At 67.0% G+C, this 26892-nt stretch carries 21 protein-coding genes and 4 tRNA genes; 5 read left to right on the top strand and 20 right to left on the bottom strand.

Features of this window, described 5'->3' with window-relative positions; all coding sequences use genetic code 11:
* Positions 1 to 621 precede the first annotated feature (621 nt).
* Both G7Y50_RS04710 and G7Y50_RS04705 read right to left on the bottom strand, forming a co-directional pair.
* Positions 622 to 1533, bottom strand: coding sequence for a site-specific tyrosine recombinase (locus G7Y50_RS04710; protein WP_370457985.1), 912 nt, complete (start codon positions 1531 to 1533; stop codon positions 622 to 624).
* A gap of 163 nt (positions 1534 to 1696) precedes the next feature.
* Positions 1697 to 3298 (bottom strand): CTP synthase, encoded by a 1602-nt coding sequence (locus tag G7Y50_RS04705; protein WP_165050575.1) that lies wholly within the window; start codon positions 3296 to 3298, stop codon positions 1697 to 1699.
* A 226-nt stretch (positions 3299 to 3524) separates the two neighbouring features.
* Between G7Y50_RS04705 and G7Y50_RS04700 the strand changes: the two genes are divergently transcribed.
* The gene (locus G7Y50_RS04700) at positions 3525 to 5006 is read left to right on the top strand and encodes a DUF1846 domain-containing protein (protein WP_165050551.1); all 1482 of its coding nucleotides are present in this window, start codon (positions 3525 to 3527) and stop codon (positions 5004 to 5006) included.
* 189 nt (positions 5007 to 5195) lie between these two features.
* Here the strand turns inward: G7Y50_RS04700 and G7Y50_RS04695 are convergent, their stop codons facing one another.
* A complete protein-coding gene (locus tag G7Y50_RS04695) occupies positions 5196 to 6152 on the bottom strand; it encodes an NAD(+)/NADH kinase (RefSeq protein WP_165050546.1) in 957 nt (318 codons plus the stop codon).
* Positions 6153 to 6221: 69 nt separating this feature from the next.
* Between G7Y50_RS04695 and murJ the strand changes: the two genes are divergently transcribed.
* Complete coding sequence (gene murJ, locus G7Y50_RS04690) at positions 6222 to 8171, top strand: murein biosynthesis integral membrane protein MurJ (RefSeq protein ID WP_165050541.1); 1950 nt, start codon at positions 6222 to 6224, stop codon at positions 8169 to 8171.
* Positions 8172 to 8180: 9 nt separating this feature from the next.
* Here murJ and map read toward each other — a convergent pair whose 3' ends face one another.
* The 11 genes from map to G7Y50_RS04630 form a co-directional block, all read right to left on the bottom strand.
* Positions 8181 to 8954 carry a type I methionyl aminopeptidase gene (gene map / locus G7Y50_RS04685; RefSeq protein ID WP_165050534.1) on the bottom strand — a complete coding sequence of 258 codons (774 nt, stop codon included), beginning with the start codon at positions 8952 to 8954 and terminating at the stop codon, positions 8181 to 8183.
* Positions 8955 to 9375: 421 nt separating this feature from the next.
* A complete protein-coding gene (rplA, locus tag G7Y50_RS04675; RefSeq protein ID WP_165050527.1) occupies positions 9376 to 10086 on the bottom strand; it encodes a 50S ribosomal protein L1 in 711 nt (236 codons plus the stop codon).
* Between the two features lie 130 nt (positions 10087 to 10216).
* Positions 10217 to 10717 (bottom strand): 50S ribosomal protein L11, encoded by a 501-nt coding sequence (gene rplK / locus G7Y50_RS04670; RefSeq protein ID WP_165050521.1) that lies wholly within the window; start codon positions 10715 to 10717, stop codon positions 10217 to 10219.
* A 111-nt stretch (positions 10718 to 10828) separates the two neighbouring features.
* Positions 10829 to 11359: a transcription termination/antitermination protein NusG gene (gene nusG, locus G7Y50_RS04665; RefSeq protein WP_165050517.1), complete on the bottom strand. Its 531-nt coding sequence runs from the start codon at positions 11357 to 11359 to the stop codon at positions 10829 to 10831.
* Between the two features lie 4 nt (positions 11360 to 11363).
* Entirely contained in the window at positions 11364 to 11777 is a 414-nt protein-coding gene (gene secE, locus G7Y50_RS04660) for a preprotein translocase subunit SecE (RefSeq protein ID WP_165050512.1), read from the bottom strand.
* 85 nt (positions 11778 to 11862) lie between these two features.
* Positions 11863 to 11939, bottom strand: a tRNA-Trp gene (locus G7Y50_RS04655).
* Between the two features lie 27 nt (positions 11940 to 11966).
* Positions 11967 to 12116 carry a 50S ribosomal protein L33 gene (rpmG, locus tag G7Y50_RS04650; RefSeq protein WP_022363057.1) on the bottom strand — a complete coding sequence of 50 codons (150 nt, stop codon included), beginning with the start codon at positions 12114 to 12116 and terminating at the stop codon, positions 11967 to 11969.
* Between the two features lie 115 nt (positions 12117 to 12231).
* On the bottom strand, positions 12232 to 13428 hold the full coding sequence (gene tuf, locus G7Y50_RS04645; protein ID WP_165050503.1) for an elongation factor Tu: 1197 nt from the start codon (positions 13426 to 13428) through the stop codon (positions 12232 to 12234).
* A gap of 91 nt (positions 13429 to 13519) precedes the next feature.
* Positions 13520 to 13596, bottom strand: a tRNA-Met gene (locus G7Y50_RS04640).
* Between the two features lie 5 nt (positions 13597 to 13601).
* Positions 13602 to 13677: transfer RNA gene (locus G7Y50_RS04635), tRNA-Thr, on the bottom strand.
* A 4-nt stretch (positions 13678 to 13681) separates the two neighbouring features.
* A tRNA-Tyr gene (locus tag G7Y50_RS04630) sits at positions 13682 to 13766 on the bottom strand.
* 432 nt (positions 13767 to 14198) lie between these two features.
* Here G7Y50_RS04630 and G7Y50_RS04625 point away from each other — a divergent pair.
* Positions 14199 to 15293 (top strand): NlpC/P60 family protein, encoded by a 1095-nt coding sequence (locus G7Y50_RS04625; RefSeq protein ID WP_165050483.1) that lies wholly within the window; start codon positions 14199 to 14201, stop codon positions 15291 to 15293.
* Positions 15294 to 15540: 247 nt separating this feature from the next.
* Here G7Y50_RS04625 and putP read toward each other — a convergent pair whose 3' ends face one another.
* Entirely contained in the window at positions 15541 to 17103 is a 1563-nt protein-coding gene (putP, locus tag G7Y50_RS04620; protein WP_165050473.1) for a sodium/proline symporter PutP, read from the bottom strand.
* 190 nt (positions 17104 to 17293) lie between these two features.
* On the opposite strand from putP, the gene G7Y50_RS04615 reads away from it, so the two are divergent.
* A complete protein-coding gene (locus G7Y50_RS04615; RefSeq protein WP_165050445.1) occupies positions 17294 to 18592 on the top strand; it encodes an aminotransferase class I/II-fold pyridoxal phosphate-dependent enzyme in 1299 nt (432 codons plus the stop codon).
* Between the two features lie 260 nt (positions 18593 to 18852).
* On the opposite strand, the gene G7Y50_RS04610 is transcribed toward G7Y50_RS04615, so the two are convergent.
* From G7Y50_RS04610 to G7Y50_RS04590, 5 genes are all read right to left on the bottom strand, one after another.
* The gene (locus tag G7Y50_RS04610; protein ID WP_241156423.1) at positions 18853 to 19743 is read right to left on the bottom strand and encodes a DmsC/YnfH family molybdoenzyme membrane anchor subunit; all 891 of its coding nucleotides are present in this window, start codon (positions 19741 to 19743) and stop codon (positions 18853 to 18855) included.
* A 250-nt stretch (positions 19744 to 19993) separates the two neighbouring features.
* Entirely contained in the window at positions 19994 to 20665 is a 672-nt protein-coding gene (gene dmsD, locus G7Y50_RS04605; RefSeq protein WP_165050415.1) for a Tat proofreading chaperone DmsD, read from the bottom strand.
* 340 nt (positions 20666 to 21005) lie between these two features.
* On the bottom strand, positions 21006 to 21869 hold the full coding sequence (locus tag G7Y50_RS04600; RefSeq protein WP_165050407.1) for a DmsC/YnfH family molybdoenzyme membrane anchor subunit: 864 nt from the start codon (positions 21867 to 21869) through the stop codon (positions 21006 to 21008).
* A 1-nt stretch (position 21870) separates the two neighbouring features.
* Entirely contained in the window at positions 21871 to 22491 is a 621-nt protein-coding gene (locus G7Y50_RS04595; RefSeq protein WP_165050381.1) for a 4Fe-4S dicluster domain-containing protein, read from the bottom strand.
* A gap of 30 nt (positions 22492 to 22521) precedes the next feature.
* Positions 22522 to 24936, bottom strand: coding sequence for a DMSO/selenate family reductase complex A subunit (locus tag G7Y50_RS04590; RefSeq protein WP_165056951.1), 2415 nt, complete (start codon positions 24934 to 24936; stop codon positions 22522 to 22524).
* A 258-nt stretch (positions 24937 to 25194) separates the two neighbouring features.
* Here G7Y50_RS04590 and G7Y50_RS04585 point away from each other — a divergent pair, with 258 nt between their 5' ends.
* A complete protein-coding gene (locus G7Y50_RS04585; RefSeq protein ID WP_241156422.1) occupies positions 25195 to 26892 on the top strand; it encodes a helix-turn-helix transcriptional regulator in 1698 nt (565 codons plus the stop codon).

Genomic DNA, 26892 nt, shown 5'->3' with positions numbered 1-26892 from the left:
CCGCAATATGTCGGCAGTTCAACGCGATTTGGGCTTGACGGCGCTATATGTTGTGGCTTGCTATTTTGCTCTCCACCCTATCTGGGAAGGCGGTGGGGCAAGGTGGGGCGCACGGTGGGGCGAAGCGGAGGTTGGGGGCGCGCACGGCGCACCCGTCCGCCCCGTCACCCGCCCGTAACCGCGCCCCTACGTTCCCTCCACATTTCGGGCCGCAAAAGCCGGCGAGCGGCGGGATGGCAGGTAGCCACGTGACTGCGAGCAGTGTCGCGAGCGCGAGCCCCTTCGTGTCATCCTGAGCGAGCAGTCCCCCGTGTCATCCTGAGCGAGCAGCCTCCCCATGTCATCCTGAGCGAGCAGTCCCCCCTTGTGTCATCCTGAGCGAGCGAAGCGAGTCGAAGGATCCGGCCCCGGGCACGGCACGCCCGCATGCGCAACTCAGCCGCGGCCAGATCCTTCGACTCCGCGCCCTGCGGGCGCTCCGCTCAGGATGACACGGGGAGAGAACCTGACGCAGACGCTCCACTTGGGATGACGCGGGGGGCCAACGACCCCCTACCCTTTCGCGCGCGGGTGGGCGGCGCGGTACTCCTCAGGTGGTTTACGGACTTCTACCTGAGGATCCTACCCTCTTGCGCGCGGGTGGGCGGCGCGGTACTCCTCCTGCAGGTGGGTGCGGTCGATGTGCGTGTAGATCTGGGTGGTGGAGATGTCGGAGTGGCCGAGGATCTCCTGGATCACACGCAGGTCGGCGCCGCCCTCGAGCATGTGCGTCGCGAACGAGTGGCGCAGCGTGTGGGGGTGCAGCCCCGCGATGCCGACCGCCGCGCCCGCGCGCTCCACGATGCGGTGGACGCCCTGGCGCGAGAGCCGCCCGCCGCGCGCGTTCAGAAACACCGCGGGCAGGTCGGCCGCGCGCGGCGAGGTCGCCTTCATGCTGAGCGCCGGGCGCGCCTCGGCGAGGTAGCACCCGAGGTTCTCCGCCGCGCAGCCCGACAGCGGGGCGATGCGCTCCTTCGCGCCCTTGCCCACCACGCGCACGAACCCCTCGTCAAGGTACACGCTGCCCACGTCGAGCCCGCAGGCCTCGCTCACGCGCAGGCCGCAGCCGTAGAGCACCTCGAGCAGCGCGCGGTCGCGCACGCCTGCGGGCGCGGGGTCGCAGCACGCGTCGATCACCCGGCCCACGTCGGCGATGCTCAGCACGTCGGGCAGCCGCCCGGGAACCTTCGGCAGCGCCAGCGAGCTCGCCGGGTTGTCGGCGGCGTAGCCCTCGCGCACCAGGTAGCGGTGCAGCCCCTTCACCACCGACATCCGCCGCTTGACCGACGCCGGCGCGTAGCCGCGCGCGATTACGTGCTCCTCGAAGTCGCGCAGCACCTCGCGCGTCACCTCGTCGGCGCGCGCGATGCCGCGCTCGGAGAGGAACGCCTGGTAGTCGCGCAGGTCGCGCTCGTACGCCTCCACGGTGCGCGCCGAGGCGCCGCGCTCGATGCGCAGGTACGCCACGTACTCGCCCACATATGCCTCGATCACCGCGCCGCCTCCCTCCGCTCGCGCCCGCGGGCGCCGGCAGCCTGCGCCCGCGCCCTTCCCCGCACGCCGTCAATTGTAGCGCGCGGAGGAGGCAGAAGGGAGGACGCCCGGCACGGGAAAGCCGCCGCGGAGGCAGACGCGCCCGCCTCCCTTCCCCGCCGCCCTACCCGCGCGCGGAGGAGGCAGCCCCCACGAAGTTGCGGAACAGAGGATGCGGGCGATGCGGGCGGCTCTTGAACTCGGGGTGCCCCTGGCTGGCCACGAACCACGGGTGGTCAGGCAGCTCCACCATCTCGGTGAGGCGCTCGTCGGGCGAGAGCCCCGAGATCACCATCCCCGCGCCCACGAGGCGGTCGCGGTAGGCGTTGTTCACCTCGTAGCGATGGCGGTGCCGCTCGTAGACGACCTCCTCGCCGTACGCCGCGGCCGCGCGCGTGCCGGGGCGTACCTTGCAGGGGTAGGCGCCCAGGCGCATGGTGCCGCCCTTGTCCTCCACGTCCTCCTGCTCGGGCATGAGGTCGATCACGGGGTGGGCGCACGCGGGGTCGAACTCGGCCGACGTGGCGCCCTCAAGCCCCGCCACGTGGCGCGCGAACTCGCACACCGCCGCCTGCAAGCCCAGGCAGATGCCCAGGTAGGGCACGTTGTGCTCGCGGGCGTAACGCGCCGCGGCGATCTTGCCCTCGAACGCTCGCTGCCCGAAGCCGCCCGGCACCAGGATGCCGTCCATGCGCCCGAGCACCTTATCCGCGTTGGCGTCGGTGAGCTCCTCGCCGTCGATCAGATGGACGTTCACGTGCCGCCTGTGGTACACGCCCGCGTGCCCGAGCGCCTCGACCACCGACAGGTACGCGTCGGGAAGGCTCACGTACTTGCCCACCACGGCGATCTCCACCTCGCCCTCGCAGCTCGCCGCGTCGCGCAGAAAGCCGCGCAGGTCGCCAAGGTCGGCGGAGCGGCGCTCGAGACCCAACCGGTCGAGCACCTTCACGTCGAAGCCCTGCTCGAACAGGCTCAGCGGCACCTCGTAGATGGAGGGCGCGTCGGTGCAGGCGAGCACCTCGTCGGCGGCCACGTCGCAGAACAGCGCGATCTTCTCGCGCACCTTCGCCGAGATCTCGTGGTCGGACCGGCAGACGATGAAGTCGGGTTGCACGCCGATGGAGCGCAGCTCCTTCACCGAGTGCTGCGTGGGCTTGGTCTTCACCTCGTGCGCGGCCGCGATGTAGGGCACGAGCGTCACGTGCGCGAAGATCACGTCGCCCGCGGGCTTCTCCTTCTTGAACTGGCGCGCGGCCTCGATGAACGGCTGGCTCTCGATGTCGCCGATGGTGCCGCCGATCTCCGAGATCACGATGTCGGCGCAGCTCTGGTCGGCGATCCGGCGCAGGCGCTCCTTGATGGCCTCGGTCACGTGCGGGATCACCTGCACGGTGCCGCCCAGAAAGTCGCCGCGGCGCTCGCGCGCGATGAGCGTCTGATAGATGGAGCCCTGCGTGAAGTTGGACTCGCGCGTGAGGTTCTCGTCGATGAAGCGCTCGTAATGCCCCAGGTCGAGGTCGCCCTCGTGCCCGTCCTCGGTCACGAACACCTCGCCGTGCTGGAACGGGCTCATGGTGCCGGGGTCCACGTTGAGGTAGGGGTCCATCTTCTGCATGGTCACCTTGTACCCCCGCGCCTTCAGCAGATGCCCGAGCGACGCCGCCGTGATGCCCTTGCCCAGCGACGACACGACGCCGCCCGTAACGAAGATGTGCTTGGCCATGATGCTCCCTTCCCGCCCGAAAAAGAAAAAGCGCCGCACGGCGCCGTGAAGCGCCCTGCAAACGCCTTTTAATTCTACGAGCCGTCCCGCCCGCGCTCCCTGCGCGCCTCCCGCTTTTTACAAAGGCGAAACGAAAGCGCGGCCGCCTTCGCTATAATACGTTGGTACGCGCTATTCGCGTGTACGCCTCCACTGGCACGCACGACGAGAAGGGGCAGATCAACACATGCAGCGCGGCTTCGACAACGACAAGTACATCACCCTGCAGGCAGAGCACATTCGCGAGCGCATCAACCAGTTCGGCGGGAAGCTCTACCTCGAGTTCGGCGGGAAGCTCTTCGACGACTACCACGCCTCCCGCGTGCTGCCCGGCTTCGAGCCCGACTCCAAGATCCGCATGCTCAGAAGCCTCATCGACGACGTGGAGATCGTGATCGCCGTCAACGCCAACCACATCGAGAAGGCGAAGATCCGCGGCGATCTGGGCATCACCTACGACGACGACGTGCTGCGCCTCATGGACATCTTCCGCTCCATGGGCTTCATGGTGGGCAGCGTGGTCATCACGCACTACGCCAACCAGCCCGCCGCCGACGCGTTCCGCAAGCGCCTCACGTCCATGGGCATCACGAGCTACCTGCACTACCCCATCACGGGCTACCCCTATGACATCGACCACATCGTGAGCGAGGACGGCTTCGGCCGAAACGACTTCGTGGAGACCTCGCGCCCGCTCGTGGTGGTGACCGCGCCCGGCCCCGGCTCGGGCAAGATGGCCACGTGCCTCTCGCAGCTCTACCACGAGAACAGGCGCGGCATCGTGGCGGGCTACGCCAAGTACGAGACGTTCCCCATCTGGAACCTGCCGCTCAAGCACCCCGTGAACATCGCGTACGAGGCCGCCACGGCCGACCTGGCCGACGCGAACATCATCGACCCGTTCCACCTGGAGGCCTACGGGAAGACCACCGTCAACTACAACCGCGACGTGGAGATCTTCCCCGTGCTCAAGGCCATGATGGAGCGCATCCTCGGCGAGAGCCCGTACCAGTCCCCCACCGACATGGGCGTGAACATGGCCGGCATGGCCATCGTCGACGACGACGCGGTGCGCGCGGCGGCGAACATGGAGATCGTGCGCCGCTACTTCCAGACCGCCGTGAAGGCCAAGCGCACGGGCACCGGCACCGAGGAGGTGGAGAAGCTCGAGATGCTCATGAACCAGGCGGGCATCAACGCGAACCTCTCGCCGGCGCGCTCGGCGGCGCTGCTGAAGGAGGAGACGACGGGCGGCCCGGCGGGCGCGATGGTGCTGCCGGACGGCACGGTGGTCACCGGCAAGACGGGGAATTTGCTCGGCGCGGCCTCGGCGCTGCTGATGAACGCGCTCAAGGGCGTCTCGGGCGTCGACGACGAGCTCTACGTGATCTCCGACGACGTGCTCGAGCCCATCTGCCACCTCAAGACCGAGCACCTGAAGAGCCAGAACCCGCGCCTGCACTCCGACGAGACGCTGCTGGCGCTCTCGATCAGCTCGGTCACCAACCCCATGGCCGAGCGCCTCATGGAGAACGTGGACAAGCTGCGCGGCTGCGACGCCTACTTCAGCGTGATCATCTCCTCGACCGACGAGAAGCTCTACCGCACGCTCGGGATCAACGTCTGCTGCGAGCCGAAGTACGAGCAGCACCGCTACTACCACAAGTAGGCGCAGAGGCCGCTCTCGCTTGTCGTTCGTAGCGTCAGCGAGGGTTTCTGCGGTGCCTGAGATAGCCCCGCCTTCGCACCAAGCGGCCTTCGTGCCGCGCCGCGTGCGAAACAAGGGGCTAGGTCAGGTGCCGCAGGAAGCCGCAGCGTCGAGCGGTTCCGCCCGCTCCGCCAGGACGGGCGGAACCGCCTAGAAGAACACTTCGGCGGCGTAGGTGTAGAAGTTCTCGGCGTCTGAGCGCAGAAGCACGGTGGGTTCCTCGCCGCGGCGGGCGTAGACGCGCCTCACGGGCTGGTCGAACGCGAGCATGTCGCCGTCGACGAACAGCGTGGCCTCGCGGGCGGCGTCCTTGCCCTCGAGTGTCACGCACACCACGTCGTTGTCGCTCGTGAGGATCGCGCGCGAGCGCAGCGAGTGCGGCGCGAGCGGCACGGTGACGAGGCCCGTGAACCCCGGTGCCACGAGCGGCCCGCCCGCGGAGAGCGCGTAGGCCGTCGAGCCCGTGGCCGTCGCCACCACCATGCCGTCGCCGCGCATGTGCGCGATGCGGTTGTCCGAGATGTCGAGCGTGAAGTCGATGATGCGCCCCATGGCGCCGCGCGTGATGGCCACCTCGTTGAGCGCGAAGAACGTGCGCGGCGCATCGGGGCCGCCTTCGCCTGCGGGCTCGTCGCCTTCCCCCGCGCTCCCGCCGTCCCACGCAGGGGCGCCGAAGGCGCCCTCGCCGTCCTCCGCGTCGTCGAACGGGTCGCGCTCCCCTTCGCACACCACGTCGATGCGCAGGTTCGACCTCCGCTCAACCTGGAGCTCGCCCGCCAGCGCGCGCGACACCATGGCGACCACGCCCTCCTCGCACGCGTTCGCCAGAAAGCCCAGACGGCCGAAGTTGATCCCTAAGATGGGCGTCTGCGTTCCCGCGAGCAGGCGCGCGGTGTGCAGGATGGTGCCGTCGCCGCCGAGCACCACCGCGAGGTCGACGCGCCCCGGCAGCGCGCGGGCGGCCTCGCGGTTGCCCGCGTCGCCGCTGATCTGCCCTGATCCGAGCGTCGTGAAGTCGATCCCCTGCGCTGAGAAGTAGGCGGCGAGCAGAAGCGACGCGTCCGTCGCCAGGGGATTGGAGTTATTGCGTACGATAAGTGCGTGCATGCGGGCCAGCTTCCTCGTTTTGCTATGATTGACTGACCATTATATCCGATGCGCACGAAGGCCGATCTCATGTCCGAAAAGCTCAGCCGAGCTCAACATACGCGCGGTCGGCATGCGCGCATCGAGGATGCCCCCGCACCCAGCCCAACGCGCGACCGCACGCCCGCCGAGGCGCCGCGCACGCGCGGCCGCCACGCTGGCGTTGACCGCGATCCCATGCGAAGCACCCCGGCCGGGCAGACGGGCCTCATCCCCGTCATCGGCAGCCACGCCGGAGTCGACCGCACGCAAGAGCTGTGCGCGCAGGACGAGCCCGAACCCACGCGCGCGGCTCAGCCTCGGCCAAAGCCCGTGCGGCATCGCGCCGCTCAGGCCGAAGCCGCCGCCGAGCCGCCGAGCGACCGCGACCTCGAGCCTGCCGCGCCCGAGGTCGGCACGTCGGCGGCGCTCATCAGCGTCTGCACCATCATCTCGCGCATCACCGGCTTCGCCCGCACGTGGGCCATGGCCTTCGCGCTCGGCGCCACGTTCGTCTCAAGCTCGTACCAGGTGGCGAACAACCTGCCCAACATGCTCTACGAGCTCGTGATGGGCGGCATGCTCGCCACGGCGTTTCTGCCCGTGTACCTCTCGGTCAAGAAGAAGCTCGGGCGGGGCCCCAGCGAGGAGTACGCCTCCAACCTGCTCACCATCGTGGTGGTGGGGCTCGGCGCCGTCTCGCTTCTGTGCATGCTCTTCCCCGCGCAGGTGATCTACACCCAGACGTTCTACTCGAACCAAGACGAGATGGACCTGTCGGTGTTCCTCTTCAGGTTCTTCGCCATCCAAGTGGTGTTCTACGGGGCGTCGTCCATCGTGTCGGGCCTGCTCAACGCCAACCGCGACTACCTGTGGGGCGCCATCGCGCCGGTGTTCAACAACGTCATCGTGATCGCCACGTTCATCATGTACGCGTTCGTCGCGCCGGAGAACCCCAAGCTCGCGTTCTACGTGATCGCCATCGGGAACCCGCTCGGCGTGTTCGTGCAGATGGCCATCCAGATCCCCGCCCTCAAGAAGAACGGCATCCGCCTGCGCCCGCGCATCAACCTGCGCGACCCGGCGCTGCGCGAGACGGTGAGCCTCGGCGTGCCCGCGCTGTTCGTCACGATATGCTCGTTCGTCACGGTGTCAGTCACCAACGCCGCCTCGTACTGCTTCGCCGACAACGGCCCGTCGGTGATCGCGTACTCGCGCCTGTGGTTCACGTTCCCCTACTCGTTTTTGGCCATCCCCGTGGCGACCACCATGTTCACGGAGCTGTCCGACATGCAGGCCGACGGCAACACGCGCGGCGTGGTCCGCGGCATCACGAGCGGCTCAAGCCAGATATTCTTCCTCATGATCCCGTTCGCGCTCTACCTCGTGGTGTTCTCGGTGCCGCTCGTGACGCTCTACCACATGGGCGCGTTCACCTCCGACAGCATCACGCAGATCGCCGCGTACCTGGCCGTCATGGCGGCGGCGCTGCCGTTCTACGGCGTGAACACCTACCTGCAGATGGTGTTCTCGAGCATCCGGAAGATGACGGCGTTCTCCGTGGTCACGTTCGTCGCCTCCGCGCTGCAGGTGGGCGTCGTGATGGCGTCCGCGTGGGGGGTTGAGAGCGGGCTGCCGCTGTCGATCGAGTGCATCGCCGGGGGAACCATCGTCGCCTACCTCGTCGGCGACGTGCTGCTGTTCGCCTACCTGCGCCGCCTCTACGGCGCCATGGGGCTCGGGTCCATCGCGCTTTCGTGCGTGCGCGCGCTCGGCCTGGGGCTCATGGGCGCGGCGGCGGGCGCAGGCGTGCTCGCGCTGCTCGAGGGCTTCGTCGCGCCGCTCGACGGGTCAATCGCCCAGGCGTTCGCCTACATCGCGGTCGCGGGCCTGATAAGCCTCGTCGTGACCTTCGGGCCCGCCGTGAAGCTACAGCTCCCCGAGGCGCAGTTCGTCACCAGCATCACCGGCAAGGTCGCGCGCAAGCTGCGGCGCTCCTGACACAGGACGTCACACGGGGCGGCGGTGGCCTTCCTCGGCGGTGAGCACCACGGGGCCCTCCTCGGTGATGGCGACCGTCTTCTCGAAGTGCGCCGAGGGCTTCCCGTCGCGCGTGCACACGAGCCAGCCGTCGGACATCGCGCGCGTCTTGTGCGTTCCCATGTTGATCATCGGCTCGATGGCGATCACCATGCCGGGCGCAAGGCGCATGCCCGTGTGGCGGAACCCGTAGTTGGGGACGTTGGGCTCCTCGTGCATGACGCGCCCGACGCCGTGCCCCACGTACTCGCGCACCACGCCGTACCCCGCCGCCTCGGCCACCGCCTGCACCGCGTGCCCGATGTCGCCGAGACGGTTGCCCGGCCGCGCGGCCTCCACGCCGGCCCACATGCACTTCTCCGTCACCTCGAGCAGACGCGCCTTCTCGGGCGATACCTTCCCCACGGCGAACGTCCAGGCGTTGTCGCCCACCCAGCCGTCGACCACGGCGCCCGTGTCAATGGAGATGATGTCGCCCTCCTTGAGCACCACCTTCGCCGACGGGATGCCGTGCACGATCTGCTCGTTCACCGACGCGCAGATGGAGCCGGGGAAGCCGCCGTAGCCCTTGAACGCGGGAATGCCGCCCTCGAGGCGGATGAGCGCCTCGGCGAACTCGTCGAGCTCGAGCGTGGTGACGCCCGGGCGCACCATCTTGCCCACCTCGCGCAGCACCTTAGCGGACACGCGGCCCGCCTCCTTCATCGCCTCGATCTCCGCCGCGCTCTTTATGACAACGCCCATGCCGCACCCTTCCCGTCGACTCTCACGTCGACCCATTATAGCTGATCATCTGGTAAAACACCCCCTCATGCGCGCGGGGACGGGAGCCAGGCGGTGCTCACCAAGCGAGTTCCGCACGAGCCGAGATGCCCCGAGCGCTTCGCGCGAACAGGGCCGTCAAAGCGACTGAGCTTCGCCTGCCATGTGGGGGCGGGGGCCGGGCGGTGCTCATCAAGCGAGTTCCGCACGAGCCGAAGCGCCCTGTGGGCGCTTCGCGCGAGCAGGACTGTCTGAGCGACTGAGCTCTGCCCGGCCCCCGCCCCCACGCGCCGCCCTCACCTCTTCGCCACTCCAACTCCGTCCCGCCCCCGCGCCCCGCCCGAAAGCAACAAAAAAAGCCGCCCCACGGGGGAGCGGCCTTCGGATGATGAGAGAGTAGGTGCTACTCGGCAGCCTCGAGGTAGTTGCGGGTCACCGCGGAGTCAACGGGCACGCCCGGGCTCATGGTGGAGGCAACCGTGACGGACTTCACGTAGCGGCCCTTGGCGGCGGCCGGCTTCATGCGCAGGATCTCGTCAAACACGGCGCCGTAGTTCTCGGCGAGCTGCTCGGCCGTGAAGCTCACCTTGCCGAGCGTCACGTGCGCGATGCCGTAGCGGTCGGCGCGGTACTCCACGCGGCCGCCCTTGAGCTCCTTGATGGCCTTGGCCACGTCGTTGGTCACCGTGCCGAGCTTGGGGTTCGGCATGAGGCCGCGGGGGCCGAGGATCTTGCCGAGACGGCCGACCTTGCCCATCTGGTCGGGCGTGGCCACGGCGGCGTCGAAGTTGAACTCACCGGCCTGCACCTGGGCGACGAGCTCCTCGGTGCCGACGATGTCAGCGCCCGCCTCCTCGGCGACGCGCGCAGCCTCGCCCTCGGCGAACACGGCGACGCGCACGGTCTTGCCGGAGCCGTTCGGGAGGCTCACGGTGCCGCGCAGCTGCTGGTCAGCCTGGCGGGTGTCGATGCCGAGGCGGAAGTGGCCCTCGACGGTCTCGTCGAAGTTCGCGGTCGCGATCTCCTTGACGAGCTTCATCGCAGCGAGCGGGGAAACGGGCTGCTCGGGGATCTGCTCCATCGCAGCGAGGTACTTCTTGGACTTCTTGGTCATGCTCTGATCCTTTCGTGGTAATGGCGAGCGCTTCTAGCTCTTCCACTTACAACTGATGCGTCATGCGAGCGCGTGCTCGCGCGCCGCTTGAAGCCTCGCAGGGGACGTGCCGCCTGCGAGCCTGCGGCTGCTACTCCTCGATCGTCTTGCCCTGGAGCATCGCGGCGACCTTGCGAGACGGGACGTACTTCTTCTTCATCTCGCGGCCCTCGATGCGCACGCCCATGGAGCGGGCCGTGCCGGCGACGATCTCCATGGCGGCCTCGATGGTGTTGGCGTTCAGGTCGGGCATCTTGATCTCGGCGATCTCGCGGAGCTGCTCCTCGGTCAGCGTGCCGACGGTCTGCAGCTGCGGGATGCCCGCGCCGCTCTTGATGCCGAGCTTCTCCTTGATGAGCACGGCCGCCGGGGGCGTCTTGCACACGAAAGTGAAGGTCTTGTCCTCGTAGATCGTGATCTCAACGGGGATGATGGTGCCGGACTGGTCCTGCGTCTGGGCGTTGAACGCCTGGCAGAACTGCATGATGTTGACGCCCTGGGCGCCGAGCGCCGGGCCGACCGGCGGTGCGGGGTTCGCGGCACCCGCGGGAATCTGCAACTTGACGAAGCCCGTCTGCTTCTTCTCAGCCATCTGTCACTACCTTTCAGATGTGGTCGAATACTCTCTCTATCACAAAAACCTCGCGCTCGTGAGAAGCCCCGGTCCACGCGGGCACGAACGCGACGTTCAGTGTGTTCAAACTTAGATCTTGGCCACCTGGTCGAACGAAAGCTCAACCGGGGTTTCGCGGCCGAAGATCGAAACCATAACCTTAACCTTGCCGGCTTCGGGGGATACCTCGGAGATCACGCCGTCGAACTCGGCGAGCGGGCCGGAGACCACCTTGACAGGCTGCCCCACCTCGAGGCTCGACGAGGTCTTCTTCGGAGCCTCGTGGCTCGTGCGCTTCATGATCTTGTTGTACTCGTCGCGCGTCAGCGGCGAGGGGTTGCCTTGACTCCCCACGAATCCCGTGACGCCCGGCGTGTTGCGGACGGCAGCCCAGCTGCGGTCGTCGAGCTCCATGCGCACCAGGACGTAGCCCGGGAACACCTTCTTCTCGCTCTCGACGCGGCGGCCGCCTTCCTTGATCTCCGTGACCACTTCGGTCGGGATCTCGATGCCGAACACGTTGTTTTCGAGGCCCATGGTTTCAATGCGGGTCTCGAGGTTCGTCTTAACCTTGTTCTCATACCCGGAATAGGTATGCAGGACGTACCACTTCTTAGCCATAACGTTAAGCTCCAATGCCAGAGATCAGGACGAGAAGCGGCGTGATGATGGCGTTGTCGAGCAACGCGACGAACACGCCGAAGAACAGAAGGGCCACGACCACAACGCCCGACCAACGCAGGACGTCGGTGCGGGTCGGCCAGGTGACGCGCTTCATCTCGGAACGGACCTCGCGGAGGAACTTGAAGCGCTTCTTCTTGGGCTTCTTCTCCTCAGCCTTCTTGGCAGAGGCCTTGGGCTCAGGGCTCTTCGCAGCCGCGTCGTCGCTCGTCTTCTTGAAGAGCGACTTCTTGGGAGCCTCCTCGACCGCCGGAGTTTCCTCGACGCGCGGGTTGAGCTCCTCCTGCTCACGCGCAGCCTTGCGCTGCTGACGAGCCGCGGATGCCTTCGCTCTCTGTGTCTTGGACTTCTTCGCCATGAGAATCCTTCTGAAAAAAAGTGGTGAAATGATAATCGTCTAAACGCCAAACAAGCAGCCGTCGGGCTGCTCGTACCAAACAAGCTGGCAGGCCAGGAGGGACTCGAACCCCCAACATGCGGTTTTGGAGACCGCCGCTCTACCAATTGGAGCTACTGGCCTATGCCTGTTTCCTAAAACACCAAACCTCTAGCGAGTTTCCTTGTGCATGGTGTGATGCCCACACCACTTGCAGTACTTCTTGAACTCGATGCGGTCAGGGTTGTTCTGCTTGTTCTTCTTGGTCGTGTAGTTGCGGCGCTTGCACTCGGTGCAGGCCAGGGTGACCAACGTACGCATGAATTCTCCTTTTGCCGTTAAACTCGAGCAAGCTTAGGCGCATACACATGAATACCGAAGAAGAGGGCTTGCGCCTGCGAGCAAGCGCAAGCCCTGCATATCAAGCAGAAATAAGTTACTTGATGATCTTGGTCACGCGGCCGGAGCCAACGGTGCGGCCACCCTCGCGGATAGCGAACTTGAGGCCCTCTTCCATGGCGATCGGGTGGATGAGCTCGCCGGTGATGGTGATGTTGTCACCAGGCATGACCATCTCGGTGCCCTCGGGAAGATGCGCAACGCCGGTGATGTCGGTGGTGCGGAAGTAGAACTGCGGACGATAGCCGTCGAAGAACGGGGTGTGGCGGCCGCCCTCTTCCTTGGTCAGGATGTAGACCTGGCCCTCGAACTCGGTGTGCGGGGTCACGCTGCCGGGCTTGCAGAGAACCTGGCCGCGGACGATCTCCTCGCGCTTGATGCCGCGGAGCAGGCAGCCGATGTTGTCGCCGGCCTGGGCCTCGTCGAGCAGCTTGCGGAACATCTCGATGCCGGTGCAGACCGTGTTCTGGGTCTCGCGGATGCCGATGATCTCCAGCGGGTCGTTCACGTGCAGGACGCCGCGCTCCACACGACCGGTGGCAACGGTGCCGCGGCCGGTGATGGTCATGGTGTCCTCGACAGCCATCAGGAACGGCTTGTCAACGTCGCGCTCGGGGGTCGGGATGTGCTCGTCAACGAGCTCCATGAGCTCCCAGATCTTCTCCTGCCACTCGGCCTCGCCCTCGAGGGCCTTCAGAGCAGAGCCGCGAACGATCGGGCAATCCTCGAAGCCGTAGGAGTCGAGCAGCTCGGTGACCTCCATCTCGACGAGCTCGATGAGCTCCTCGTCGTCGACCATGTCGCACTTGTTCAGGAAGACCACGATGTAGGGGACGCCGACCTGGCGGGCGAGCAGGATGTGCTCACGCGTCTGGGCCATGGGGCCGTCGGTGGCGGCGATAACGAGGATCGCGCCGTCCATCTGAGCAGCGCCGGTGATCATGTTCTTGACGTAGTCGGCATGGCCGGGGCAGTCAACATGAGCGTAGTGACGCTTGTCGGTCTCGTACTCGATGTGAGCGATGGAGATGGTGATGCCGCGCTCACGCTCCTCAGGAGCCTTGTCGATCTGATCGAAGGCGGTGAAGTCAGCGCGAGCAGTGCCGTGCGAGCCGTCGTTCTCGGACAGGGTCTTGGAGATGGCGGCCGTCAGCGTGGTCTTGCCGTGGTCGACATGACCGATCGTGCCGATGTTAACATGCGGCTTGGAACGCTCGAACTTCTCCTTAGCCATGTTTCATCCTCCTTATTAAAAGAGATTTCTTCGCATACGCGAAACAAACAAAATAAACGCGTCCGCGAGGCGCGGACGCGACAGTTCCTCATGGTAGCGGTGACTGGATTTGAACCAGTGACGCCACGGGTATGAACCGTGTGCTCTGACCAACTGAGCTACACCGCCATTAATGGAGCCTGCGACCGGACTTGAACCGGTGACCTCTTCGTTACCAACGAAGTGCTCTACCGACTGAGCTACACAGGCGAAATGGTGGGCGCGCTAGGATTCGAACCTAGGTAAGCATAGCTAACGGGTTTACAGCCCGTCCCCTTTAACCACTCGGGCACACGCCCATTTCGGCACTTAATTCATGTGTATTTATCAAGCTGCCGCCCGCCCGTCCAAACGTGCTCCGAACAAGCGAGCGAATGAATAATACGCTACCGGATACCGCCTGTCAACCACTTACACGCCTCCGGGCGTATCCACACATCTCCTCCGCAAATCGCGCGAGGAGCACGGAGAAACACCCTTCGCATCAGGCATTATACCGAAAATCATCCGCGCGCTCCCCTCTCATATAAGTGTATGGCGCGCGTAATTCCCGAAAAAAGTTCGAGCCTAATCAAGCACCTAGCACGAAGCAACGAGCGAGGCGGCGAGCGGCAGCGAGTTATGAAGGCTTTCTCAAGGAAGTTTGCACGCGGGCTTCTCGTGTTATGATAGCCAGCATGTTTGCAACAAACGATGTCCCACGTGCTCAATCTAGGGAGGTTTACAAACTGATGAGCGAGCATTTCAGCGCCGTGACCAGGCGCACGTTCCTCGGCAGCGCCGCGGTCTTCGGAGCTGCGACCTGCACCTTGGCCCTCAACCCCCTCACCGCCCTCGCCGCGCCCACGGCCGCCGAGAAGCAGGCTGAGGCCGCCGCCACGCTCGACAAGCTCAACGCCATGCAGACGCAGCTCGACGTCGCGTCTAACGACTACTTCACCGCGCTGGCCGAGCAGGAGGCCGCGCAGGAGAAGATGGACGAGGCGCAGGCGCGCATCGACGAAGCCAACGGGCAGATCGCCGACCTCCAGGACAAGCTCGGCACACGCGCGCGTAGCATGTACCGCACCGGCTCGCTGTCCTTCATCGACCTGCTCTTGGGCTCCACCACGTTCCAGGCGTTCACCAACAACTGGGACCTGCTCAACAGCATGAACGAGAACGACGCGAACATGGTCCAGCAGACCAAGGACCTGCGCGCCGAGGTGGAGGCCCAGAAGGCCACCTACGCCGAGCAGGAGCGCATCGCCGCTGAGCAGGCCGAGACGGCCCGCCAGGTGAAGGAGCAGGCCGAGGCCACCGTCGCCGAGATGCAGGCCGTCTACGACAACCTGAGCGCCGAGGCCGCGGAGCTGCTCGAGCAGGAGCGCGAGGCGCAGCGCCGCGCCGAGGAGGCTGCGGCGGCATCCGTCGTCCAGCAGGCCATCGAGCAGGCGAGCCGACCCTCGAACAACGGGAACTCCGGTGGTGGCGGCAACGTCAGCAGCGCCCCCACCTACGTCCCCGCCGACGCAGGCTCGGTCGTCGGGCGCGCGCAGAGCTACGTGGGCAACGCTCAGTACGTGTGGGGCGCCTGCGCACCGGGCCAGTTCGACTGCTCGGGCTTCGTGTCCTACTGCCTCACCGGCGCCTACAGCCGCCTGGGCACCACCTACACCTTCCTCGGCTGGCCGCGCGTGAGCGACCCGCAGCCGGGCGACGTGGCCGTGAACGCCGACCACTGCGGCATCTACGTGGGCAACAACCAGATGATCCACGCCGCCACCGAGGGCGTCGGCGTCATCTACGGCCCCGTGCAGGCCGGCATGGTGTTCGTCCGCTACTAGAGCGTTCGACGATCTGGCAAGCGGCGCGCCCGCGCGACACGCCGCAAAAGCCAAGCTCATCCTGAGACAAAAGGGAACCCCGCCAACGCGGGGTTCCCTTTTTCATGAGACGTTATGCGGCACCTTCGCAAGACGCACAGGCGCGAGGCCCCAGCCTGCGAGGCGCATTACGCGGCGCGCCGCCCGCTGCTCATGCGACGCGCCGCCCGATGCGCCGATCGCGCCGGCGACCGAAGCCGAATGCCTGCTAGACGTCGAGCTCCATGTAGGTGTCGAAGTCGTCGAGCACCTCCTGCTTGGGCTCGGGCGTGAGCAGCGACACCACCACGATCACCACGAACGCGAGCACGAAGCCGGGCAGGAGCTCGTACACGCCGAACCAGCCGCCGAGCGGCTTGATGAGCATGTTCCAGATCACCACGGTGCACGCGCCCGTGAGCATGCCGGCCACCGCGCCCTGCATGGTGGTGCGGCGCCAGTACAGCGACAGCAGCATGAGCGGGCCGAACGACGCGCCGAAGCCCGCCCACGCGTACGACACGATGTTGAAGATCGAGGAGTCCTGGTCAAGCGCGAGGAAGCAGCCGAGGATCAGGATGGCCGTCAGCGTGACGCGCGCGGCGATCATGACCTGGGAGTCGGTGGCGTCGCGCTTGAGCAGGCCCTTGAAGATGTTGTTCGCCACGGCCGAGCCCGAGATGAGCAGGTAGGACGACGACGAGCTCATGGCCGCCGCGAAGATGCCCGAGACCACCAGCCCGCAGAAGAACGAGGGCAGAAGCATGCGCGAGAGCACGATGAACACGCTCTCGGCGGAGGCCTGGGTCAAGAACTCGGTGGGGATGACCGCGCGGCCGATGAGCCCGATGCACACCGCGGAGCTCAAGGAGACCACGAGCCAGATCATGGCGATGATGCGCGACTTCTTGATCTCGCTCGAGTGGCGGATGGACATGAAGCGGATGAGCACCTGGGGCATGCCGAAGTAGCCGAGGCCCCACGCCAGGCCGCTCACGATGGTGACCAGGCCGTACGCGCCCGCCTCGGCGAAGAGCGGCTGGCCGTTCTCGACCACCTGCTTGCCGGCCTCGTCGACGATCGGCACCGCGATCTCCGTCCCCGACAGAAAACCCGGGATCGACTGCAGGAAGGCCACCGTGTTGTCCACGCCGCCCGCCGCCGTTACGCTGCCGACGAAGATGGTGGCCAGCGCGAAGAACATGAGCGAGCCCTGGATGAGGTCGGTGGTGCACACCGAGAGGTAGCCGCCCAGGAAGGTGTAAAGGAACACGATGATGGCGCCGATGACCATCATGATGGCGTAGTCCCAGCCGAACAGCGTGGCGAACAGCTTGCCCACCGTCACGAAGCACGAGGCCGTGTAGATGGTGAAGAACAAGATGATGATCAGCGCGGCGATGGTCATGAGGACGTGCTTGCCGTCATGGAAGCGGTTGGAGAAGAAGTCGGGCACCGTGATGGAGTTGTTCGCCTTCTCCGAGTACTTGCGCAGGCGGCGCGCCACGAACTTCCAGTTGAGGTACGTGCCGATGGCCAGGCCGATGGCCGTCCACATGGCGTCCGACGCGCCCGTGAAGTACGCCACGCCCGGCAAGCCCATGAGCAGCCAGCCCGACATGTCCGACGCCTCGGCCGACAGCGCCGTGAGCCACGGCCCCAGGCCGCGGCCGCCCAAGAAGTACTCCTCGCTCGAGGAGTTGGAGCGCTTCGCGTACACGAAGCCGATGCACACCACTACCGCGAAGTAGATGAGCATCGCGAATACTACCCAAACATCGCTCTCAATCATTTCCCTTGAACTCTCTCCCCTTATGCGCCCCGCGCGCGTGATTATCTGCGCGTTAAATCTGAAGATGCCCTCGCAGGCGGGGTCTTCTCCTATGATATGACTGAACGTGGGGATTATACTTTATCCGAGTGGAGTGTTTCGCTCTTTCTCGCCCAAGTTACGAAGGATTAACGGTGAAAGGACGCATGCCATGACGCGCTTTGACGAAATGCCCATCGACCAGCTGCGCGACGAGCTGGCAGCCCAGCAGGAAACGTACGCTGAGTTCAAGGCGCGCGGGCTTGCACTCAACATGGCGCGCGGCAAGCCGGCGTCCGACCAGCTCGACTTGTCCATGCCCCTGCTCGGGCTCATCACCTCAGCGGCCGACTGCTTCTCCGAGGACGGCACCGACTGCCGCAACTACGGCGTGCTCGACGGCCTGCCCGAGGCGAAGCGCCTCATGGCCCGCCTGCTCGACGACGAGCCCGCAAACGTCATCGTGTTCGGCAACTCGAGCCTCACGGCGATGTACGACGCGCTGGCCCGCTGCCTCGACTTCGGCTGCCTGGGCAGCGCGCCGTGGAGCACCTGCGACGCCGTCAAGTGGATCTGCCCCGTGCCGGGCTACGACCGCCACTTCGCGATCACGCAGGCGTTCGGCATCGAGATGATCCCCGTCGAGATGAACGAGGACGGCCCCGACATGGACGAGGTCGAGCGCCTCGCGGCCTCGGACGCGCGTGTGAAGGGCATCTGGTGCGTGCCGAAGTACTCCAACCCCGGCGGCGTCACGTACTCCGACGAGGTGGTGCGCCGCCTGGCCTCCATGGAGTGCGCGGCGGACGACTTCCGCATCTTCTGGGACAACGCCTACGCCGTGCACCACCTCCACGACGAGGCCGGCGAGCAGGACCAGCTGCTCGACATCGCCCGCGCATGCGCGGAGGCGGGCAACCCCCACCGCTACCTCAAGTTCGCGTCCACCTCGAAGGTGACCATCCCTGGCGCCGGCGTAGCGGCCATGGCAGCGTCGCCGGAGAACATCGCGGAAGCGAAGTCCCACCTCACCGTGCAGATGATCGGGCACGACAAGCTCAACCAGCTGCGCCACGCGCGGTTTCTGCGCGACGGGGACGGCGTTGCGGCGCACATGGCGCTCCATGCCGCCATCCTGCGCCCGAAGTTCGCGCTCGTGGCGCGCAAGCTGGAGGAGGGACTCGGCGAGGCGGGCATCGCGCGCTGGACGAACCCGCGCGGCGGCTACTTCGTGAGCTTCGACGGCCCCGAGCACACGGCCGCGCGCATCGTGGCGCTTGCGCGCGAGGTGGGCGTGGTGATGACGGGCGCGGGCGCCACCTGGCCCTACGGGCGCGACCCGCACGACTCCAACATCCGCATCGCCCCCACCCTGCCGCCCGTCGAGGAGCTCGAGGTGGCCATGGACGTGTTCGTGTGCTGCGTGAAGATCGCCGCGCTCGAGCAGCTGATCGCGCAGGCCGCAGAGTAGGGCCGCTGGAAGCAGGGTCTCCACCTCCGGGCGCTTGGGGACATGCGGCGCTCGGAGTTCGCCTGGGGCCGCGGGGCATGCGACGCTCGGAGTTCGCCTGGGGCCGCGGGGGCGGAGGGGGAACCCCGTGCTCAAACAGGCTTCGCTTGGTGAAACAGCCCACTGGGCTGCTTCAGTCGCTGCAGAACCTGCGCGCGGGGCACCCCCTCCGCCCCCGCGCCCTTGAGCGAACCCGCTGTCCCCTGCCTGCGATGGGGGGGTTACACGCCCAGGCCCACCGTCAGGTGCATCATGTAGAAGGCGAACCGCATCACGAAGATGCCGCCGAGCGCGAGCACGCAGGCCGCCGTGAGGCGCACCGTGGTCGCATGCCGCGCGCCCACGTCTGCCCGCAGCGCGCTCGCCGCAACGCCGATGCCCGCCCCCACGAGGGCCGCGAACGCGCCGAGCATCACGAAGTAGCCCGGCACCTGGGACGCCGCCGTGGTCACGTGGTTCTCGAGGCGCGCGAGGTCAAGCCCCTGCAGCGCGTAGACGCACGCGTTGGCTGCCGCGAACAGCGCTGCCGCGCCCAGGAGCGCCCAGCCGAGCCGTCCGCGCACCGCGCGATGCCCCGCGACGTGCAGGCTGAGCAGCGCGAGCAAGGGCCCGCCCGCAAGCGCGTTCAGGCAGAGCGCCAGCGGCACGTAGGGCGTGCTCCACGTGAGGATGGTGGCGGCGTCGTAGGCGAACGCGATGGCGCCGACGAACGCCGCGCCCGACGCGCACACCACCGCCAGCCCCGCACGGCGCAGCCCTGCGCGCTGGCGCTCCGAGAACGCCGTGAGCCAATACATGCCGGCGAGCCCCAGAAACACCACGCCCGCGAACACCTCGTTCGACAGCGGCGAGCGCCCCACGCCCGCCAGCACGTAGAGCGCGTTGGCGGGGTTGCCCAGGTGCGTGGTCGACACCACGAGCCCCGTCAGGGTGACGGCGATGGGGATGCACATGAAGCGGTCGATCGCCACGCGCTCGCGCTCGTCAGCGCGCCCCAGAAGGAAGGGCAAACCCATGAGGATGAGCGCCGCCACGCCGGAGGGCGCGAGCGTGGTGAAGAGCACAAGCGTGATCTCGCCGAACGCCGTGCTCAAGCCGTCCATGCTGTACATAGCCCTCCCCTTTCTCGAAGACGGCGGGTCGCGAGGACGCAGCCCGCCACCGCACGCTCCACCACCTGGCGCAGCCCGCCGCACGCGCCATCCGATGCCGCGGGAGGCGCAGCCCGCCGCACGCGATGCCCGGCGTCTCCCAACGCAGCCCGCTGCCGCACGCGTCGCCTGGCGCATCCCGACGCAGCCCGCCTCCCGCACCACCTGGCGTCGCCGGCCCGCACGCCACCGCCGTCTTGCTGACGCCCGCCTAGCGGTAGAAGCGCGGGTAGATGACCTCGAGGCCGCGCGAGACGCGCACGCCCTCCAGGCTCGCGCGCGCAAGGCGCGCCAGCCCCTCGTAGAACGGGTGCCCTGCCTCGCGCTCGACGAGGGAGAGGAAGTGCCCCGCCCAGGTGAGCAGATGCTCGCGCAGGTACTCGTCGAGCAGCTCGGGGCGGTTGTCGGCGATCCACGTCATGAGCAGCAGCATGAGCCCGATGTGGTCCTCCGGCTCCGCCTTGTCGCCCAGCCGCTCGATGCCGTGCGCGCGCATCCACGCGCGCAGCTCGAGCGTGCTCGCGCCGAACACCACGCACTCGCGGTCGGTGTACACCGAGCCCCACGGGGGCGCAGCCTTCTTCGCCGGTCCTACGAACAGCCGCCGGTACTCCCACACGAGGGCGTCGTCGACGCCGGCGGCGGCGCCGGCGCGCATGAGCTCAAGCGATGCGCGCGCCTCCTCCTCGTCGACGAAGGGCCACTCGGCAGCAGCCGCCCGCGCGTCGAGCGCTGCGAAGGACGCCAGGGCTGCCCGCGTCGCCTCTCCGCCCCGGCCGGGGTCGTTCAAGAACAGCGGCCCGAGCGTCTCCCCGACAAACGCCACCTGCTCCAAGACGTGATCCAAGGCGGCTTCGCGCGCCGCATCGCTGAGGTCGTTCATGGTTTCCTCTCCCTTCGTGCGAGAAACACGCGATCTGATACCCGCCGTCGCGCAAGCAGCCTGCCGACGCAGGCACAGCCCGACAAGCTCAAAGCAAAGCCGCAGGTCAGCTTTGCGCCAAGCGGCCGCGGATGCGGCCCGGGAAGCCCCGATGGTATCAGATCGCGACTTTCTCGCCCCTTCCTTCGCAAACTCTCCGACAGCGAGCGAGGCGGGGCGCGCCGACGTCGGCGCGCCCCGCCCTCAAGTAGCAGGACTCAAGCCCGCTGCCCGCTCAGTCGAGGCCGAAGGCGGCAGGAGGCGCTCCCGCCACCTGCCGCCCCGGCAAGCCCTACAGGCCCTAGAACACGTACAGGCCGATCGACAGGGACATGGCGTAGAACGCCAGGCGTGCGCACAAGATGCCGACGACCGCCAGCGCGCAGGCCGCGGCGCCCAGGGTGAGCGGGCGCGCCGCGCGCAGCGCCAGCACCGTGCACGCGCAGGTCGCGACGATTCCCGCGACGCCCGCGCCGATGAGGGGCGCGGCCGCGGACACCAGGTCGGAGCCGAGGGTGAGGGCGTTCTGCAACCCCGAGGCGGTCACGGCCTGCCCGGCCACGCCCGCGATGCCGAGCACCGCGCCTGCGACCGACACGACCAGGATCGCCGTCTTGGCCGGCTTGAGCGCCTCGGCGTCAAGACCGCCGAGGGCGAGCACCAACACGCCCACCGCAGCGCCGCCCACCAGGGCGAAGCCGATCATCTGGAGAGGCGAGAACACCGTGTTCCACGAGGGGATGGTGTTCATCATGTACGCCAAGCCCATGAACAGGGCATACAGCACGGCCAGCACGGCCACGGCAGCGCTGAGCCCGCGCCGAGCGCCCGCGGGGAGCTTGCCGGCAACTGCCAGCGCCCAGTAGACGACAGCCGTCACCGTGAACACGCAGCCCACGGCGATCTCGTTGGACAGCGGCGAGCGGCCCACGCCCGCGAACACCTGCGGGGCGTTCATGACGTTGGCCAGGTGGAAGAACGCCGCGATGAAGCTCACCAGGATGATGGCCAGCGGAATCGCCGTCATCTTGTCGATCTTGCCCAGCTGCTCAGCGCTCGGCTTCGTGGTGGCAAGCGCCACGGCCAGCGTGACGAACGCGCCCGCGCCGATGGCGGACAGCGTGGTGAACAGCGCCAGCGGCATTTCGGCGAGTACGGCCTCCATGCTACATCACCTCCAGGGGGTTCGCGACCTTCGCGTCCATGTCGCCCGCAGGCTTCGCGTCCGCAGAGGGCTTGATATACAGGTTGGGCTCGGTGTAGGTGGGCTCGGGCAGAGGCGCGATGTTGCCGCGCTCGCCCTTCTTGGACATCTCCTCGACGGTGCCGAAGTCGAGGGCGCGCGCCGGGCACGCCTTCACGCACACCGGCTTCTCGCCGACGGCCAGAAACTCGGGGCAGCCGTCGCACTTCACCGAGTGCCCCTTGGCACGGTCCACCTTCGGAGCGTTGTAGGGGCAGGCCATGTGGCAGTAGCCGCAGCCGATGCACTTGTCGGCGTCGACGCTCACGAGCCCCTGCTCGGCGTCCTTGCTCATGGCGCCCGTGGGGCACACCTCCACGCACGCCGGCTTGTCGCAGTGGTTGCACGACATGGACAGCGGGTAGCTCACGCACGAGGTGGTGAAGCAGCCGTCCGCGTCCGCGCTCGTCTCGCCGAGCGTCACCTCGTACACCTTGCGGAACGCGATGCCCCGGTCGAGGTCCTTGTAGTCCTTGCAGGACATCTCGCAGGTCTTGCAGCCCGTGCAGCGAGTGCCGTCAAAGTAAAACGCATGCTGAGTCATGTTTGTTACCTCCTTCTCCTACTCGCTGCCCTATGCCTTGGCCACTTCGCAGATGTTAGTGTGCTGGGGGTTGCCCTTGGAAAGGGGCGAGGGACGCTGAGTGGTCATGGTGTTGATGGAGCCTCCCACGTCAACGCCGTTGGCATCAGCCTCGAACCAAGCGCCCTGCGAGACGGCGACCGTGCCGGGAACCACGCGCGGGGTCACCTTGGCCAGAAGCTCGATGACGCCGAACTGGTTGGTCACGCGCACCTTGTCGCCCTGCTCGATGCCGCGCGGGTCCGCGTCGGCCGGGTTGATCCAGACCTCCTGCGGGTTGACGTCTTTGAGCTGCTCGATGTTGCCCCACGAGGAGTGGATGCGGCCGCGGTAGTGGAAGCCGGACAGCGCCAGCGGGAACTCGCTGGTCGTGGTCTCGACGCCGTACCACTCGGGAATGTACGCCGGGACGGCAGGCAGCGTGTCCATGCCGGGAAGCGTGTCGCCCTCCGTGAGCTCCCAGCCCTTCGTGAACTGCAGCAGCTTCTCAGAGAAGATCTCGATCTTGCCCGACGGCGTGGCGAGCGCGTTGGCCTCGGGGTCGTCGCGGAACTTCTTCAGGGAGACAACCGGCTTGCCGCGACGCGTGTACACGCCCATCTCGACGGCCTCGTCCCAGGTGGGCAGCTCGCCGTCTTTCTTGCGCGACGTCTCGTAGAGCTCCTTGATCCAGTCGTCCTCCGTCTTGCCCTCGGTGTAGGCTTCCTTCACGCCCAGCTTCTCGGCCACGAGCGACGCCATCTCATAGGCGGTCTTGCGCTCGAACTTCGGAGACGTGCAGGCCGTGCCGGTGATCACATAGCCGTGGTCAGAGCCCGTGGCGATCTGCGAGGTCTGCTCGAAGCGGAACAGGTCGGGCAGAATGATGTCGGAGTACATGATGGAGTCGCACATCACCGTGTCGACGCCCAGGATAAACTCACACTTGGTGTCGTCGGCGAGGATCTCGTGGGCCTTGTTGATGTCGGAGTGCTGGTTGGTCAGGCAGTTGCCCGCGTAGTTGACCAGAAACTTGATGCCCACGGAGAGCTTGTCAGCGCCCTTGATGCCGGCGTTCTTGGAGGTCATCTCCGGGCCGTGGTCGATGGCGTCGGTGAACAGGAAGCACGGGATGGACGTCTTCACGGGGTTGGTGCCTGCCGGGAAGGAGCTCAGCGACGGGCTGTTGCGGTTCTCGCGCACGCCGTTGCTGGTGCCAGGGAGGCCGATCTGGCCCACCAGGCACGGCAGCGCCATGATCGCCCACGCCGTCCACTCGCCGTTGGAGCGACGCTGCGGGCCCCAGCCCTGCGTCACGTAGAGCGGCGAGGTGGTGCCGATCTCCTGGGCGAGCTCCTCGATGCGCGCCGCCGGGATGCCCGTGATCTTGGCAGCCCACGCAGGGGTCTTCTCCACCATGTCATAGCCCTCGCCCATGATGTAGGACTTGTACGACAGGTTCTTGCCCTGGTAAGCCTCGGGCATGGTCTCCTCGTCGTAGCCCACGCAGTAGGTGTGCAGGAAGTCGAGGTCAACCATGTCGTGCTTGATCAGGTAGTGGGCGATGCCCGCCACGAGCGCCGCGTCGGTGCCCGGGTTGATGGGCAGCCACCCGTCAGAGTGACCCATGATGGAGTCGTTCATGCGGTAGTCGATCATGTAGATCTTGGCCTTCGTGCGCTCGCGCAGGTGCACCCAGTCGTAGTGCGTGGTCAGGCCGCCCTGGCGCGTCTCCGTGGGGCTCGAGCCGAACACCAGGATGAGCTTGGAGTCCTCGCCTGCGGAAAGCGAGCTGCCGTTGCTGCCCTTGGACCCGTACATATACGGCGTGATGCAGGAGATCTGCGCCGTCGAGTAGCTGTTGTAGTAGCCCAAGAAGTCGCCCATGAGGTTCATCAGGCGGTGGAACGGGCGCGAGGTGGTGGCGGACACGCCCGTGGCGTACGCCAGGTAGACAGCCTCGTTGCCGTACTTGCCGATGACCTCCTTCAGCTTGTCGGCGATGATCTGCGTGGCCTCATCCCAGCTGATCTGCTCGTACTTGCCCTCGCCGCGCTTGGTGCCCTCGACGCGCTTGAGGGGATAGCTGATGCGGTCGGGGTGGTTCGCCCACTGGCGGTAGGTGCGCCCGCGCAGGCATGCGCGCGGCTGCAGGTCGTCGAAGTCGGCGTCGGAGCTCGTGCAGGTGTCAACCCACATGATCTCGTCGCCCTTCGTGTGGACGCGCAGCGCGCAACGACCCGGGCAGTTGATGGCGCAGTGGCCCCAGGTCACCTTCTCCTGCATCTCGGCGTGCGCCTCGGCCACGCCTTCGCCGAAGAGCGCGTCGGTTGCGGACAGGCCGCCTCCGGCCACCGCAAGCGCCCCGAGCGCTCCGCCCGTCTTCAGAAACGTGCGGCGGCTTAGGTTAGAAAAGCCATTCTCCATAGCGTTCCCTCCTCCTTGTTCTCGTCACTGGTCCTCGAGCGCGGCCCACGCGCCCAGACCAACGGCGATACCATACGCGCTAAAGCCCCATCGCCTGTCACATACTATGTGTGATATTTGCAAAACCGCAGGTCATTTGCTTTTTATCCCCAGTTGTGAATAGGGCGCGAATAAACGGCGGCGCCCTTTGGCGCACCGCGCGTTCGGTATACTGACTGCTGTACCGTCATGCCTGAGACGAGCCGGGAGGGGCGATCCGTGAACGCAGCGAGCGTATTCAGCGTGCTCAAGCCGAGCGTCACCTCGCTCGGCTACGCGCTCTTCTTGGCCGTCAACGCCGCCGGCGTGTGGGGCGGCGTGTTCCCGTTCCTCCCGCTGGACTTTCAGACCCACGAGATCGTGCTCCGGTTCTTCCTCGCGCAGTCGCTCGTGTTCGCGGCGAGCTTCCTGGCGAGCGCCGTAGGCGTGTACTTCCTGCCCGGCCCCACGCGCACGTTCCTCGTGAAGCTCGCGAGCGCGCCCTACGCAGCCGGATGGGCGGCGCTCATCGCCGCCATCTACCTGGACGACTTCGCGCTGGCGCTCGTCACCTTGGGCGGCGCCCTGCTCGGGCTGGGGTCGGCCGGGTTCTACATGCTGTGGCAGCGCCTGTTCGCCAGCCAAGACCCCGAAGGCGGCACGCGCGACCTCGTGGCGGGCAGCGCCTACGCGGCGCTTCTGTACTTCTCACTCTACCTCATCCCCCAGGCGGTGACGGCCTTCCTCATCCCGCTCGTGTTCCTGCCGCTGTTCGGCCTGTGCATCGCGCTGAAGAGCCGCGAGATATCGCTTGACCAGCCCATGTTCGAGGACGTGCCGCGCGAGCACCCGCAGGTGTACCGCCGCATCCTGCGCGACTTCTGGCGCAGCGCGCTGTCGGTGGGCACGCTCGGGTTCTGCTCAGGCGTCATGCGCTCGCTTGCCGTGGCCGACCCCCAGGTGGGGTCGCTCGTGAACATCATGTCGATGGAGGGCATGCTCGTGGCCGCGCTGGCGCTTTTGTTCGCGTGGCGCTTCCGCAACGTGCGCCTGAACGTCATCGGCATGTACCGCATGGCGTTCCCCTTCATCGTCACGTCGTTTCTGCTGCTGCCGCTTCTGCCGGCCGCGTACCAGCGCTGGCTCGCGGCTATCCTCTACGCCGCCTACAGCGCGGCCCTCATGATCATGATGGCCCAGTGCGCACAGGTGTCGCGCGACCGCGGCGTGAACCCCGTGTTCGTCTACGGCTTCTTCGGCGCCGTGGTCTACGCGTTGCACGACATCGGGTTTGTCAGCGGCACGTTCGCCGAGGCCGCCTCGTTCATCGGCGTGTCGCCCGACGCCCTGGTGGCGCTCGTGGCGCTCTACCTGCTCGGGGTCATGCACTTCGTGGGATCGGGCGGGTTCGCGCACGCCGCCGCCCGCGAGGCGGCCGACGTCGAGTTCGTGGCCCTGGGCGCGCCCGAGCCCGCCCGCAAGGCCGCGGAGGCGAAGGCGGGCGCGGCGAAGGGGGCTTGGGCGAAGGCAGGCGAAGCGCCAGCGAAGAGACGCGTGACGAAGGCGGGTACGGCGGCGAAGCGGCAGGCTCCGGGGCAGAAGCCGCCCGCAGCGGCATCCCCCGCCCCGCTCGCGGAGCGCAGGCAGGCCGCGGGCGCCGGGCATGCTGCGCGCAAGACCGCGCCGCCCGCAGCACCCGGCCCCGACCGCATCGCCGCCCAGGCTCAGGCGCTGCGCGAGCACTACCGCCTCACCGCGCGCGAGGCCGAGATCATGGAGCTCATCGCCCGCGGCAACACCGTGGCGCGCATCGCCGAGATGCTCGTGGTGTCCGAGAACACGGTGCGCACCCACTCCAAGCGCATCTACGTCAAGCTCGACATCCACAAGAAGCAGGAGCTCGTCGACCTCATTGAAGCCTTCACCCCCGCCCGCTGA

This window comes from Adlercreutzia sp. ZJ176 (assembly GCF_011038975.1).
Lineage (GTDB): Bacteria > Actinomycetota > Coriobacteriia > Coriobacteriales > Eggerthellaceae > CAAEEV01.
This window is presented reverse-complemented; position numbering and strand designations above follow the sequence as displayed.

Excerpts from the sequence above, each read along its gene's own strand:
- map (WP_165050534.1), bottom strand. The coding sequence starts at position 8,954 with ATGGGCGTTGTCATAAAGAGCGCGGCGGAGATCGAGGCGATGAAGGAG.
- rplK (WP_165050521.1), bottom strand. The coding sequence starts at position 10,717 with ATGGCTGAGAAGAAGCAGACGGGCTTCGTCAAGTTGCAGATTCCCGCG.
- G7Y50_RS04595 (WP_165050381.1), bottom strand. The coding sequence starts at position 22,491 with ATGACTCAGCATGCGTTTTACTTTGACGGCACTCGCTGCACGGGCTGC.
- secE (WP_165050512.1), bottom strand. The coding sequence starts at position 11,777 with ATGGCGAAGAAGTCCAAGACACAGAGAGCGAAGGCATCCGCGGCTCGT.
- G7Y50_RS04610 (WP_241156423.1), bottom strand. The coding sequence starts at position 19,743 with ATGTACAGCATGGACGGCTTGAGCACGGCGTTCGGCGAGATCACGCTT.
- G7Y50_RS04705 (WP_165050575.1), bottom strand. The coding sequence starts at position 3,298 with ATGGCCAAGCACATCTTCGTTACGGGCGGCGTCGTGTCGTCGCTGGGC.
- G7Y50_RS04615 (WP_165050445.1), top strand. The coding sequence starts at position 17,294 with ATGACGCGCTTTGACGAAATGCCCATCGACCAGCTGCGCGACGAGCTG.
- nusG (WP_165050517.1), bottom strand. The coding sequence starts at position 11,359 with ATGGCTAAGAAGTGGTACGTCCTGCATACCTATTCCGGGTATGAGAAC.
- G7Y50_RS04700 (WP_165050551.1), top strand. The coding sequence starts at position 3,525 with ATGCAGCGCGGCTTCGACAACGACAAGTACATCACCCTGCAGGCAGAG.
- G7Y50_RS04590 (WP_165056951.1), bottom strand. The coding sequence starts at position 24,936 with ATGGAGAATGGCTTTTCTAACCTAAGCCGCCGCACGTTTCTGAAGACG.
- tuf (WP_165050503.1), bottom strand. The coding sequence starts at position 13,428 with ATGGCTAAGGAGAAGTTCGAGCGTTCCAAGCCGCATGTTAACATCGGC.
- rpmG (WP_022363057.1), bottom strand. The coding sequence starts at position 12,116 with ATGCGTACGTTGGTCACCCTGGCCTGCACCGAGTGCAAGCGCCGCAAC.
- G7Y50_RS04600 (WP_165050407.1), bottom strand. The coding sequence starts at position 21,869 with ATGGAGGCCGTACTCGCCGAAATGCCGCTGGCGCTGTTCACCACGCTG.
- G7Y50_RS04695 (WP_165050546.1), bottom strand. The coding sequence starts at position 6,152 with ATGCACGCACTTATCGTACGCAATAACTCCAATCCCCTGGCGACGGAC.
- murJ (WP_165050541.1), top strand. The coding sequence starts at position 6,222 with ATGTCCGAAAAGCTCAGCCGAGCTCAACATACGCGCGGTCGGCATGCG.
- dmsD (WP_165050415.1), bottom strand. The coding sequence starts at position 20,665 with ATGAACGACCTCAGCGATGCGGCGCGCGAAGCCGCCTTGGATCACGTC.
- G7Y50_RS04625 (WP_165050483.1), top strand. The coding sequence starts at position 14,199 with ATGAGCGAGCATTTCAGCGCCGTGACCAGGCGCACGTTCCTCGGCAGC.
- rplA (WP_165050527.1), bottom strand. The coding sequence starts at position 10,086 with ATGACCAAGAAGTCCAAGAAGTACCTCGCTGCGATGGAGCAGATCCCC.
- putP (WP_165050473.1), bottom strand. The coding sequence starts at position 17,103 with ATGATTGAGAGCGATGTTTGGGTAGTATTCGCGATGCTCATCTACTTC.